We start from the raw sequence: 12,450 nt of genomic DNA on the forward strand, positions 1-12,450 counted from the left end.
TTTATAAACAACTAAAAACCAATTAATTAATTAAAATAAATAATTTAATTTAAAAAAATAAAAATTGCCTAAATCCAGTATCAGTGAAGTTATTACACAATTTTTGAGGTGTAATTTTGAAATAAAAAAATTAGTGATTCGAAGATGTAACTACAGAGAACATATATAACCTTTTTTGCGGTTTAATAGAACGTAAATATTGATTTTACATCAGCCGCTAATTTGTTTTAATTACTGAGCTACTTTTTAATGTATAAAAGACATGCTATTTTGTAGAGCTCCAGGTTTTAAAGTTCAACACCCTACTAATCATGCAATTACACATCGCATCTTGGGAATAATTTTGTTTTTACTGCAAAGACAGAACAGAGACGTCTCATAATTAGCAGGATGGAATTTCTTCCTCTAATTTTGACCCCAATAATCTTAAAACTTAAATCATGAATATCAGAAAAATTTTTGGCAAGCGCAATGAAATCATTAGCGGCCATTTCAATGAATTACGTTCAAAAATCGGCATGGCCAATCAAAATGAAGAAGATATTTTCTCTTTACGGGAAGAAATCTGCAATGCATGTCCTTTAAAAAACGGCAACAATTGCAACGCCATGAAATGGATGAATCCGGAAACCCTGGAAGTTGCAGACTCTCCGAAAGACGGCTTCATAAGAGGCTGCGGATGCAGACTGAGTGCAAAACAGAGATCAAAACTAAGCCTTTGTCCGGCGGGTTTCTGGGGTGGCGAATTTGACAGAAAATAATAATTCAACAACCGTCAGTACTGAAATTAAACCGATTTAAAGTGAAGCAGAATCATATCATCCAGAAAGTTTTTATTGAAATTACCGTCAACAATAAAGAAAAGGCATATCGAATAAAAGATGATCTCAACAGCTTTTTGGCAATTGATGTTTTCCCGGAAATAGAAAAATACATCAATGGTATAGAGCATCAGTTAGCAGGTCATACTTTGCAAATTCCCCTTTTAGAGCTGAATCTGGATGTGGACAACAGCTCGCTGAACACTGAATTAAAAGACCGAATTACCCGGCTTTTTAAAGAAGAATTGTCAGAAATCGTCGATTCCCGGGAAATGATGAGCGAACAAACAGAAAACAATTCTAAAGCAAGCTGGATCAGCAATAAGGAAAAACTCTTGCAAAGCTTTATTCATTTTTTAGAGAACGGCTCTATGCCCTGGTGGAATTCAGATAATGAAAATATTAACTTTTTGGAAACAGCAGTTTTCGACAGTCTTATTGCGGTTCCAGCCTTTCAAAAAAGTATCATTTCCGTTTTACCGAAACAGCATATTCGAATCCGGATTATCAACCAGCTTTCGGACAGGCAGATTGGTCAATTATGCATGGCCTTACTGGAAAATAAAGAAATAACAATCAATCTGGAAGATGGAGACCTGCAGAATGTATCAAAACTCCGTCATCATGAAAGAATTTTTGTGTGGAGTCTTGTATTAGGTGTTTTATACAGATATTCTGATTCGTCAAATGCAGATCTTCGGGAATATATTTTGGAACAGATTTCAAAAGCAAATCCGGGAGGATCTTCAAGGAAAAAAATCAGCCATAAAAGCAGGAAAGCAATAGCAGAGATATTTTCTTTCATCAAACAAGATGAAATTGCTGAAAGCATTGAAAATACCAACAGTAAAAGCATTATTAATAATACCGAAAGTAAAGTCCTGCAACGCATTACAGATCAAGTGAAAGACGACCTTAAAAACGTAAACAAATCTGCAGAGATAATCGATCGTAACCATACAGAACTTGATGATGACGGCATCATGAATGGAGGACAATATGTACAGAATGCGGGACTTATCCTGATCCATCCGTTCATTAAAACATTTTTTGAACATTGCGATCTTCTGGATCCGAAAACCCAGGAAATCACCAATCCAGAATTAGGAGCTCATTTGCTCCATTATATTGCTACCGGAGCAACCAATGCGCCTGAATACGAAATGGCATTCGAAAAATTTCTGTGTAATATTCCCATGCATCAAAGTATTGACAGGTATATCAAACTTTCGCGAAAGCAAAAAATCCAGGCTAAAAATGTCATCGAAAGTGTTCAGCACAACTGGAGCCCGATGCAAAAATCATCTGCAGCATTATTACAGAATGAATTCTTTCAGCGGTCAGGGAAACTGGTTGTTACCGATCATGATTATACCCTTACCATAGAACGAAAAACACAGGATATTTTACTGGAAAAACTGGGCTGGGGAATTGGTTTTATCAAACTGCCGTGGAAGGAAAAATTTCTGTTTGTCAATTGGTAATAGATTTCTTGCAGTAATAGATTTAACCGTAAAAATTTTCAGAAAACAGAAACAGTTAAAAGAAATCCGTGAATATTCCGTTTAATTCTTAAATTAGTCTCATGAAAAGGAATCTTTATCTCATCATCATATCATTTTCTCTTGCCAGCTGCTATACGTACCAGGTCAAAAAACCGAAAGATCCGATGGCTGACAATACACAGGAGTCTAAAAACGGCATTGGTCCCGCCAATAAAATATCACCTGCGCAGAATGCACAGCAAACACCAGTACCAGCACCAATCAATGTGCAGGAGAAACTTGCTGCCGGTAAAAATGTTAAAATTGATGTTGACGGCAAAAAATATAAAGTAATCGTGGACAAATGGGAAAGAGACAGCCTGATCGCCCATCCGGTACACAATGCTAAAAAAACACTGAAATTCCATAAGAACCAGATCAATGCTGAAAAAATTGCTGAAAAGAGATTTTCACAACCGATAGCGGATATCATTACCGTGGCTGCCTATACCGGTATTGGCGTGGCCATTTATTCTCTTCTTCGTTAATTTTTAGATTAAAAACCTCATCTTGAGAAAACTGCTTATAGATTTTATCAACCGGAATGGTCATTTTAACGAAGATGAGCAGGAAACAATTATTTCAAAATTTCACCTTCGCACTGTACGAAAAGGGCAGCTTGTGCTGAAAAGAGGTCAGGTGGCGGACCGGTATTATTTTATCATAAACGGTGCCCTTCGTTTTGTATACGGCGAAGATCCTGAGCTTACAGCCTGGGTCGTTTTACCAGAAGAATTTTTCACCGAGATTTCCAGCTTCAAGCACCGTACTCCTACCCGCTTTAATGTAGAAGCCATTGAAGAAACCGAGCTGTATTATATTGAACGGCAGGATATGGAACAATTATACAGAAGCCTTCCGGCATGGCAGGAATTCGGACGGGAAATCTGGGAGTCTATGGCAATAAGAATGATTGATGAAATTATACGGTTTCAGACAATGACGGTGGAAGAGCGGTATCTTGAATTCTTACAGAAACCGGGATTTATGCAGCGCGTATCGGTTAAGCAGCTGGCTTCCTATCTGGGAATTACCCCCAATGCGTTAAGCCGGATCCGGAAGAACTTACACCGGTAAATTCATTATCTACCAAATGGTAGTTTTTCAGCCTTGAATAATGCATAGTTTTGATCTACAAATAAGATCATGACTATGGAAAAAACAATTTTGGTAGCCGGTGCTACAGGAAATCTGGGAGAGAAACTCTGCTACGAACTATTGAAAAGAGGAGCTGCAGTAAGAGCTGCGGTGCGTTTCGGAAGCGACAACAACAAAATAAAGCTTTTGAAAGATGCAGGAATCGAGGTAGTTGAAGTAGACTTTACCAGCCATTCAATGCTTGAAAACGCCTGTTCAGGAGTATCATGTGTTGTTTCTGCTTTGGCGGGACTGAAAGATGTGATCGTAGATACCCAGGCGGCGCTCCTTAATGCAGCTGTCAGTGCCGGAGTTCCTCATTTTATACCTTCCGATTTCTGTACCGATTATACGAATCTGCCCGAAGGCTGCAACCGTAATTTTGACCTCCGCAAGGCTTTTGCAGAAATTATTGACAGCAGTCCCATACACGCAACTTCTGTTTTCAACGGTGCCTTCTCTTATGTACTGCATTATGACATCCCTTTGCTGAATACCAATCACAAAACCATTGGTTTTTTTGAAGATAAGTCTGACTGGAATATAGATTTTACCACGCTTGAAAATACGGCTGCCTTTACGGCATCTGCTGCTTTAGACAGTGATGCTCCACGATACCTCCGTATTGCAGGTTTTAGTATAAGTCCGGAAGCATTGCTGCCTGTCGCTGAAAAAGTGTACAAAAGTTCTTTTCAGCTTGAGAATATGGGTTCTATGGAGAGATTTCTGGAAACAATATATACTTTACGACGAGAACAGCCTGAAGGAGAAAACGAGCTCTATCCCGCATGGCAGCAGATGCAGTACCTCTACAGCATGTTTGCAGCCCACCATCAGGAACTCGACAATGAAAGATATTCCGGCATTGTATGGATTGGTGCTGAAGAAGCTTTATCAAAAAGGTAATGTAATGTTCAACAGAAAAATATGGAAAAACAATATACAGACGAATTCTTAATTCAAAACTGGGAAGGATTCACCAGCCACATCGTTACCGTGAACGGCATACAGCTGCATTATGCAGAAGGAGGTAAAGGATTTCCGGTGATCTGCCTTCCCGGGTGGCCGCAGACCTTTTATTCATTTCATACCATTGCGCCTGAACTTGCCAAACATTTTCGTGTGATTGCAGTAGATCTAAGAGGAATGGGAAGTTCTTCAACACCTTTATCCGGATACGATAAAAAAACGATGGCCGCAGATATTGCAAAGCTTATTCGTCATCTCGGTATACAAAGTGTTTTTGTGTTGGGACATGATATCGGAGGAATGGTAGCTATGAGCCTCGCCTATAATTATCCTCAGCTTGTTTCGCGGCTCATTGTTGCCGACGGCCTGCATCCAAATGAAGGAATACTTCAGATGCCGCTCATTCCTCCCGCCGGAACTTTCGGCGACAAAATTGACACCGATCAGCCTTACACGTGGTGGATGGGTTTTAACCAGGTAAAAGATCTGCCTGAAAAACTGCTGGAAGGCCGTTACTATTACCTGCTGGACTGGCTGTTTCGGTATGTTATGACTGATGATCGTAAAATATCCGAACTTGAAAAACAGATCTACGCCGAAGCTTACAACAGACCGGAAAACATCCGTGCTTCCAATGCGTGGTATCAGTCTTTTCATCAGGATATTGAGGACAGCAAAAGATACACCCCATTACAGATGCCTGTGTTAGGGATTGCCAGTAATGTTTCTTACGGTTTCTATCAGTATGCCCTGCCTGCAGCTGCAGAACATTTTGAACTGGTACACCTTAAAGATACAGGTCATTATATGTTTGAAGAAAATCCTGAAGCGGTATTACAGGCTGTAGAAGAATTTTTATTAAAACCCTGACAGATTCCTGAAATAATTGCTGTTAAAAAATAAAGGCTATGATATTTATCGTAGCCTTCCTTATAAAGCTCAAATAAATAATATTTTTATAAAGATTACTAAAAATTCATAAGATTTTTAATTATTTTTGATAAGAATCCTACTCTACGTTTTCTTTAATTAAAACTATATGAAAATCGGCAAATTATCGAATATATTCAGATTAACTCGATGGAAGGAAATTTTAGCAGTAGTGGTTTTGCTGTTGGCTTTTGTTTTTTTCAGGAGTGAAAGGCATGAGCTTGCTTCCATAGGCCCGCAGTTGAAAAATTCAAACAGTGAATGGATTTTCATAGGTATTATTTTGGGAGGTATTTATATTTTCCTTCAGGGCCTGATGTACGTTACCAGCTTCAAAAGTGTTCAGCTGGATGTTAAACTGTCCGATTCGGTCAACTTATTCCTGAAGCGCAACCTTCTGAGTATTTTTCTTCCTGCGGGAGGAGTAAGTTCTCTCGCCTATCTTCCCAGAAATATCAGAATTAAAGGTTATAAATCTTCCAAAGTGCACCAGGCAAGCGCAATCTACGGCTTTGTAGGATTTCTGACGGTTCTTATTGTGGGCGTTCCGCTGATTCTGTATGCAGTGTCTGTAAATAAAGCATTTGATAACAGCTGGACCGGCATCATTTCTTTATCCGTATTGTTATTGCTTGTATACGGTATTTTTATATCATTTAGAAAAAAGAATTTTCTTTATCGGTTTATAGAAAAGAAATTTCCGAAAATGATCGGTTCCATAGATGAGATATTCAATAACGAAATTGATAAAAAATATTTCTGGTATACTGTATTAATATCCGTTGCTATTGAATTCTGCGGCGTTTTCCATTTGCTCATCGCGATGTATGCCTTAGGGGTGGAAGCGTCATTTACGGCCGCCGCCATATCGTATGTTATTTCAATATTGTTGATGATCGTTTCTCCCTTTTTGAGAGGATTGGGAGCCGTTGAATTTTCGCTGACTTACCTACTCTCGGGCTTTGGGTACCATCATGCAGAAGCACTGGGTATCACGCTGCTTTACCGTTTTTTTGAATTCTGGCTTCCTTTACTGCTTGGAATCGCAGCTTATCTTTGGGGTGGCAGAAAGCTTTTTGCCAGGCTCCTTCCTGTTATTATGATATTCTTATTGGGTATCATCAATATTCTTTCGGTGATTACACCGGCTTTAGCTGACCGTTTATCTATTGTAAAAAGTTATCTTCCTCAGGATTTAATTCATATTTCCAAGATGTTCACGCTTTTGTCGGGGGTATTATTATTGATTACTTCAGCAAATTTATTTAAAGGAAGCAGGCGGGCGTGGTATTTTGCCGTAACACTTACTGTCGTTTCCGTAATTTTCAATCTTGTTAAAGCTCTGGATTACGAGGAAGCTCTTTTTGCATTAGCAACGTTGGGTTTGTTGATGTACAGTCGCAGAGAGTATACGTTTAAAGGCAACAGAATGTCATTTCAAAGGGGATTCAGCTGGTTTGTGGGAATTTTTACGGCTATATTTATATTCAATTACCTCAGCTTCTATTTTATAGATCCTTCCCATTTTGGTATTGATTTTTCGAAAAAGGAAGCGCTTTATTACACGCTTCATACTTTTCTTTTGTTTAAGGATCCCGGGCTGACACCGCTTACGGGTTTTGCCAGGGATTTTCAGCAGCTGAATTATATTTTGGGTACCGTTTCTTGGCTCGTTCTTATTATTTCATTTTACCGGACCCATAAACCGGAAGAACAGAGCGACCTTGAAAACCATCTGGAAGCCGAAAATCTTGTTGAAGAATATGGGGACTCTTCTCTGGATTATTTTAAGCTGACTTCTGATAAACTTTTTTTCTTTGCTGCGGACCGGGAAGGTTTTCTGTCATACAGAACAGCGAATGGTTTTGCAGTGATCCTGGAAGAACCCGTTTGTGCCCAAAGAGATAAAACTGCTCTGATTGAAGAATTTGAAGACTATTGTAAAAATAACGGGTTAAAAACAACCTATTACCGTGTTGGCGAAAACAGCCTGAATTATTTTTCATCGTTAAGAAAACAGCATCTGTTTATCGGTCAGGACGCCATTCTTGATACGGAAAAGTTCAGCCTGACCGGTAAAGAGCGAAAATCCATCCGAAACGGCATTAACACGTTGGAAAAATCAGGATTCAGAACGGAAATAAAATATGCACCGCAGTCTGATGACATTTTGAACCAGATTGAACGTGTTTCGAATGAATGGCTGGAAAAATTTGACAAGAAAGAAATAGTTTTTGCAGAAGGAATGTTTGAAAGAGCCGTTGTAAAAGAGCAGGATATAATTATGATATCTGATGAGGAAGGAAGCTGCGTTGCTTTTCTCAACATCATTCCTCACTGTGCTCCTGATGAGTGCAGCTACGATATGATCAGAAAAACTGAAAATGCCCCGAATGGCTGTACAGATGCGCTGATTGTAAAGCTTGTAGAATACGCTAAAGATAAGAATCTTAAATTTATAAATATAGGAATGACGCCGATGGCAGGATTGGATGAACCCAATAATACAGCAGAAGACCTGTTAAAATTTGCCTACCACCGTGTCGGAATTTTTAAACACTATCAGACGCTCAGAAATTTTAAAGAGAAATATGCTGACCTCTGGGAAAATAAATATCTCGTTTATAATAATGATCTTGATCTTTTACAGATCCCCGCTGCACTGAACCAGATTATGAAGCCATGAAAAGATTTTACATTGTATTTGTTTGGTTAATTCTTTTGTCACTTTTTACCGGATGTGATGCCGGTAAGGATTTTAAGGTAACCGAATGGAATTCGCATTCTGAAAAACCAATTATTTTCTACATCAGTGGAGATGCGGGCTTCAATACCTTTTCAAAAAGTTTTGGAGAAAATCTTCACAAGTTCGGCTATGATGTATTTGCACTGAATACAAAAGTTTATTTCTGGGAAAAGAAAACACCGGCAGAAACCGCTTCCGATATTGAAAATTATATTAATAAACAATTAAGAGGAAGGCAAAACCAACAGGTCATTTTGATTGGTTTCTCGTTTGGGGCAGACGTTACGCCTTTTGCCTATAATCGGTTTTCTGATGATTTAAAGGATAAAATTCAGAAAATATTTATCATCGGGCCTTCAAAAAGCAACGATTTTAAAATACATCTCGAGGAGTATTTTGGACAGGAACCGAAAGGAAGTCTTCCCGTAATTCCTGAAATTAATAAAATAACCCATATTCCTGTGATGGTCATTCTGAGCGATTTTGAATTTACCCACTTTCCATATGAAAATATTAAACTGGGATCTAATTACCAGATGAAGCATATTGCCGGAAACCATCATTATGGGGGAAATACGAAAATGCTGGCTGCTTTTATTAATGATCATATAAAGTAATCAATTTTAAACCCCAAACCGTAATTTGTTTTTTAGTATAAATAAAAAGATCCGTACAATGTACGGACCCAACTCAATGTGTTTTTTTAGGATTTGCATCAGGGATTATACATTCATTGTCAAATGTTTTATTTCCCTAATTTTGTCTATTGATATTAAAAGAATGATATGGTAATTTCTGCATTGATCTTGATTTTCTGATCTTTTGCCTTACCCTGGTCTATTAACTCTTCAATTGTGGCTTTATCACTTTTCAGCTTCGGGATTCTTTTCTGGGAATTTTCATCGTCAACCCCAAAGCGTTCTAAAGAGCGCCAGTTGTTCAGATTGTGATAGTTTATCTTAAAAGTGTAAATCTTAGATAATATTTCTTTAGCATCTTCAGGAGAAAACACCCCTTTGATGAGAAAAAAAGTATTGTCTGTCTTTGCTTTTGTTTTGGTATTTTTAATAGTACTTGGTTTCATCTTGTTACAGGTTTAATATGAATAAAGATTCTTTAAAATCAATCTATACAAGAAATGCTTCTGACATTTCGGTTTTATTGACCCTGTGCCAGTGAATATGCCACTTTGCCGTCGAAGGAATACAAATTCTCTGTTTTTATGACATCGATATCCTCGTCTATAGCTCTCGTGAGTAAGGTAGCAATGTCTATTTTGCTGATTTCCGTACTTTGCTGAGGTCTGAATCTGCATCGCCAGTGATCCGTACAGAACGTCTCTTTAAAACCATCCGGCCAGACTTTGATTCCCCTGTTGGTAATTACGTTGAGCTTTATGCCTCCTATTTCCAGGCGCTGTAATTTATTGGCCAGCTCATTGGCATCAGTACCGTTCCAGTGCACGAACAGGTCTACCCCGTCAAGAACTTTTTTAGCTCTGGCTCTGCGTCGGTATTTCGGAAGCTTGAGCGTATAGTTATTCAGGTGCTGAACCGATTTTAGAACGGATGGTTTTTTGCCTAAATTAAGCACTACAGCCTGAGCAAACTCCTGTGTTCCCACCTTCTCTCTGCTCACCCCTTCTTTAAATATGTCTACGGTATGAATACCGTCTTCCAGTGTTTTCAGCCAGGCGTTGTGAACTTTTTCCGCTACCTGGTTTTGTCCGATATGGTTCAGCATCATAATGGCAGCCTGAATCAGCCCGGAAGGATTTGCTACATTCTGTCCTGCTATGAGCGGAGCAGAGCCATGGATGGCTTCAAACATCGCACATTCTTCCCCTATATTTGCCGAACCTGCGAGCCCGACTGAACCTGTAAGCTGTGCTGCAATGTCACTTAATACGTCTCCATACAGATTTGGCATAACTACAACATCAAACATTTCGGGCGTGTCTGCCATCTTCGCCGCACCGATATCGATAATCCAATGTTCATTTTCTATTTCAGGATATTCAGCGGCAATTTCATTAAAGACCTGATGAAATAATCCGTCTGTTTGCTTCATAATATTGTCTTTGGTAAAGCAGGTTACTTTTTTCCTGTTTTGTTGTTTTGCATATTCGAAAGCATATCGGATGATTTTTTCGCAGCCAGGGCGGCTTATTAATTTAAGGCACTGCACTACTTCATCGGTCTGCTGATGCTCAATCCCGGCATAAAGGTCTTCTTCGTTCTCCCGTACGATAACAATATCCATTACAGGATGTTTGGTCTGTATGAAGGGATAAAAACTTGCGCAAGGTCTTACATTAGCATATAAACCTAAGAATTTTCTCGTACTTACGTTCAGGCTTTTGTACCCGCCTCCCTGTGGCGTTGTAATGGGTGCTTTCAGAAATATTTTATTACGTCTGATAATATCCCATGATTCGTCACTGATCCCGGATGTATGTCCTGCCAGATAGATTTTTTCCCCGATCTCAATTTCATCAATTTCAATTTTAGCACCTGCCGCTAAAATAATCTTCAGGGTTGCGTTCATGATTTCGGGACCGATACCGTCACCTTTAGCTACTGTAATTCTTGTCATAATTTAATTTTTTTTACATGACAAAGTTGTAGATTTTAATTCATTTATTTTTATTTATATTTGTAATCAATACCATAAAATAATTTTATGAATTATACTCTGAATCAGCTGCAGATTTTTCTGAAAGTAGTGCAGACAGGAAGCGTGACAAAGGCGGCAGAAACGTTATTTCTCACTCAGCCGGCAGTGTCTATTCAGCTTAAAAATTTTCAGGATCAGTTTAATATTCCTTTAACGGAAGTTGTCGGGAGGAAACTATACGTAACGGAATTCGGAAAAGAGATTGCACAAGCTGCTGAAGAGATTGTGAATCAGATTCACTCCATCAACTACAAGACGTTGGCCTATCAGGGACAGGTTACAGGGAGACTGAAGATTTCCGTTGTCTCTACGGGTAAATATGTGATGCCTTATTTTCTTTCGGGATTTATCAGCCAACATCCCGGAATTGAGCTGGTGATGGATGTTACAAATAAGGAAAAAGTAATTGAAAGCCTGGAAAACAACGAGGTGGATTTTGCACTTGTATCAATTTTACCGAGTGCTTTAAATATCGAACGAATGGATTTGCTTCAGAATAAGCTGTATCTTGTCGGCAATACGCAAAACAGCCATCCCAACATCTCACTGGAAGACTTTGAAACAATACCTTTGATTTTCAGGGAAAAGGGATCCGGAACACGCACTACAATGGAAGGGTTTATCAAACATAAAAATATATCCGTATTAAAAAAGATGGAACTGACCTCCAATGAAGCTGTGAAGCAGGCGTTACTGGCAGGATTAGGATATTCTATCATGCCACTAATCGGCATCAAAAACGAACTGTATAATGAGGAACTGAAGATTATCCCGATTAAAGGACTTCCCATAAAAACGATGTGGAGTCTGATCTGGATGCGCGGCAAAAAACATTCGCCGGTTTCGGATCTTTATTTACAGTATCTGCAACAAGCCAAAGCCGAGATTATTGAAGAAAAGTTTAGCTGGTGTGAGCAGTATTAGCGGATAATTTTTGAAATAATCCTAAAAAAATGTATAATGATTCGCTTTACTTGTGCTAACGATACTGATTACACCGGGTATCTTACTTATGGTAAAATTTTTAATTTCTTTAGTCCATTTTCTGCACATAAAAGCCAACTGTATCCAGTCTAATATTAAACGCTCTGGACTCTCCGGTGGTTGTAACAGCACTCTTAGCACTGGGAAAATAGATGCTGTCGTTTTTAATGATGAATACCCGTTGCAGAACTTCCCATGAAATTTCAGATTCTTTTCCGCAGGAATTTATTACGAAACACGGGTTCGACATGATTCCGCCTTTGGACTCTACATTGCAGTTGCAATCTTTTTTCAGATTAGCACACTCGGCAAAAGGGTGAGAATACCATTCAACAGTATCACCTTCTGCATTGACGACGGGCGGTGTTTTGTAATGATACATATTCTCGAATTTATTTCTAACATCCGATGGAAGATCCTTATATGTTATTTCTTTTATTTCAGGCTTAGAGCAGCTGCAAATAAACAATATAAGACTTATGGTAAAAGATACTCTCACTATTTTAATTATATACCACATATTGTAGATATTGCAATAGTGAAGTTGCAAGAAAATGAGTCGTCATGGTTATTAGTTTTTATAATTCACAAATCTAAGAAAAATATTATATCAATTATTAAATTTTCTAAATTTTAACATTAA

At 38.5% G+C, this 12,450-nt stretch carries 12 protein-coding genes; 9 read left to right on the forward strand and 3 right to left on the reverse strand.

The genetic code is table 11. The features are described from left to right. The first annotated feature begins 440 nt into the window (after window positions 1–440). The 8 genes from HHL20_RS10365 (at window position 441) to HHL20_RS10400 (ending at window position 8,764) form a co-directional block, all read left to right on the forward strand. Entirely contained in the window at window positions 441–761 is a 321-nt protein-coding gene (locus tag HHL20_RS10365; protein WP_169231051.1) for a hypothetical protein, read from the forward strand. 41 nt (window positions 762–802) lie between these two features. Then, window positions 803–2,305, forward strand: a complete 1,503-nt coding sequence (locus HHL20_RS10370) for a contractile injection system tape measure protein (RefSeq protein ID WP_169231052.1) — start codon at window positions 803–805, stop codon at window positions 2,303–2,305. 101 nt (window positions 2,306–2,406) lie between these two features. Further along, a complete protein-coding gene (locus HHL20_RS10375; protein ID WP_169231053.1) occupies window positions 2,407–2,853 on the forward strand; it encodes a hypothetical protein in 447 nt (148 codons plus the stop codon). Between the two features lie 22 nt (window positions 2,854–2,875). Further along, window positions 2,876–3,442 carry a Crp/Fnr family transcriptional regulator gene (locus HHL20_RS10380; RefSeq protein WP_228463159.1) on the forward strand — a complete coding sequence of 189 codons (567 nt, stop codon included), beginning with the start codon at window positions 2,876–2,878 and terminating at the stop codon, window positions 3,440–3,442. 75 nt (window positions 3,443–3,517) lie between these two features. Then, window positions 3,518–4,408: an NmrA family NAD(P)-binding protein gene (locus HHL20_RS10385; protein WP_169231054.1), complete on the forward strand. Its 891-nt coding sequence runs from the start codon at window positions 3,518–3,520 to the stop codon at window positions 4,406–4,408. Between the two features lie 21 nt (window positions 4,409–4,429). Further along, entirely contained in the window at window positions 4,430–5,341 is a 912-nt protein-coding gene (locus HHL20_RS10390; RefSeq protein WP_169231055.1) for an alpha/beta fold hydrolase, read from the forward strand. Between the two features lie 169 nt (window positions 5,342–5,510). Continuing rightward, complete coding sequence (locus HHL20_RS10395; RefSeq protein WP_169231056.1) at window positions 5,511–8,087, forward strand: phosphatidylglycerol lysyltransferase domain-containing protein; 2,577 nt, start codon at window positions 5,511–5,513, stop codon at window positions 8,085–8,087. Next, window positions 8,084–8,764, forward strand: a complete 681-nt coding sequence (locus HHL20_RS10400) for an AcvB/VirJ family lysyl-phosphatidylglycerol hydrolase (protein ID WP_169231057.1) — start codon at window positions 8,084–8,086, stop codon at window positions 8,762–8,764. Before HHL20_RS10395 ends, HHL20_RS10400 begins: the two co-directional genes overlap by 4 nt. Window positions 8,765–8,919: 155 nt before the next feature. Here the strand turns inward: HHL20_RS10400 and HHL20_RS10405 are convergent, their stop codons facing one another. Both HHL20_RS10405 and HHL20_RS10410 read right to left on the reverse strand, forming a co-directional pair. After that, the gene (locus tag HHL20_RS10405) at window positions 8,920–9,231 is read right to left on the reverse strand and encodes a hypothetical protein (RefSeq protein WP_169231058.1); all 312 of its coding nucleotides are present in this window, start codon (window positions 9,229–9,231) and stop codon (window positions 8,920–8,922) included. A 74-nt stretch (window positions 9,232–9,305) separates the two neighbouring features. Continuing rightward, on the reverse strand, window positions 9,306–10,742 hold the full coding sequence (locus HHL20_RS10410) for an NADP-dependent isocitrate dehydrogenase (protein WP_169231059.1): 1,437 nt from the start codon (window positions 10,740–10,742) through the stop codon (window positions 9,306–9,308). Between the two features lie 87 nt (window positions 10,743–10,829). Here HHL20_RS10410 and HHL20_RS10415 point away from each other — a divergent pair, with 87 nt between their 5' ends. Then, window positions 10,830–11,747 carry a LysR family transcriptional regulator gene (locus tag HHL20_RS10415; RefSeq protein ID WP_169231060.1) on the forward strand — a complete coding sequence of 306 codons (918 nt, stop codon included), beginning with the start codon at window positions 10,830–10,832 and terminating at the stop codon, window positions 11,745–11,747. Between the two features lie 109 nt (window positions 11,748–11,856). On the opposite strand, the gene HHL20_RS10420 is transcribed toward HHL20_RS10415, so the two are convergent. Then, window positions 11,857–12,189 carry a hypothetical protein gene (locus HHL20_RS10420; RefSeq protein ID WP_169231061.1) on the reverse strand — a complete coding sequence of 111 codons (333 nt, stop codon included), beginning with the start codon at window positions 12,187–12,189 and terminating at the stop codon, window positions 11,857–11,859. Between the last annotated feature and the right edge of the window lie 261 nt (window positions 12,190–12,450).

The sequence above is a fragment of the Chryseobacterium cheonjiense genome, from assembly GCF_012927265.1.
Taxonomy (GTDB): Bacteria; Bacteroidota; Bacteroidia; order Flavobacteriales; family Weeksellaceae; genus Chryseobacterium; species Chryseobacterium cheonjiense.

Coding starts and splice junctions, on each gene's coding strand:
- HHL20_RS10365 (WP_169231051.1), top strand. CDS start 441: ATGAATATCAGAAAAATTTTTGGCAAGCGCAATGAAATCATTAGCGGC.
- HHL20_RS10375 (WP_169231053.1), top strand. CDS start 2,407: ATGAAAAGGAATCTTTATCTCATCATCATATCATTTTCTCTTGCCAGC.
- HHL20_RS10385 (WP_169231054.1), top strand. CDS start 3,518: ATGGAAAAAACAATTTTGGTAGCCGGTGCTACAGGAAATCTGGGAGAG.
- HHL20_RS10390 (WP_169231055.1), top strand. CDS start 4,430: ATGGAAAAACAATATACAGACGAATTCTTAATTCAAAACTGGGAAGGA.
- HHL20_RS10395 (WP_169231056.1), top strand. CDS start 5,511: ATGAAAATCGGCAAATTATCGAATATATTCAGATTAACTCGATGGAAG.
- HHL20_RS10400 (WP_169231057.1), top strand. CDS start 8,084: ATGAAAAGATTTTACATTGTATTTGTTTGGTTAATTCTTTTGTCACTT.
- HHL20_RS10405 (WP_169231058.1), bottom strand. CDS start 9,231: ATGAAACCAAGTACTATTAAAAATACCAAAACAAAAGCAAAGACAGAC.
- HHL20_RS10410 (WP_169231059.1), bottom strand. CDS start 10,742: ATGACAAGAATTACAGTAGCTAAAGGTGACGGTATCGGTCCCGAAATC.
- HHL20_RS10415 (WP_169231060.1), top strand. CDS start 10,830: ATGAATTATACTCTGAATCAGCTGCAGATTTTTCTGAAAGTAGTGCAG.
- HHL20_RS10420 (WP_169231061.1), bottom strand. CDS start 12,189: ATGTATCATTACAAAACACCGCCCGTCGTCAATGCAGAAGGTGATACT.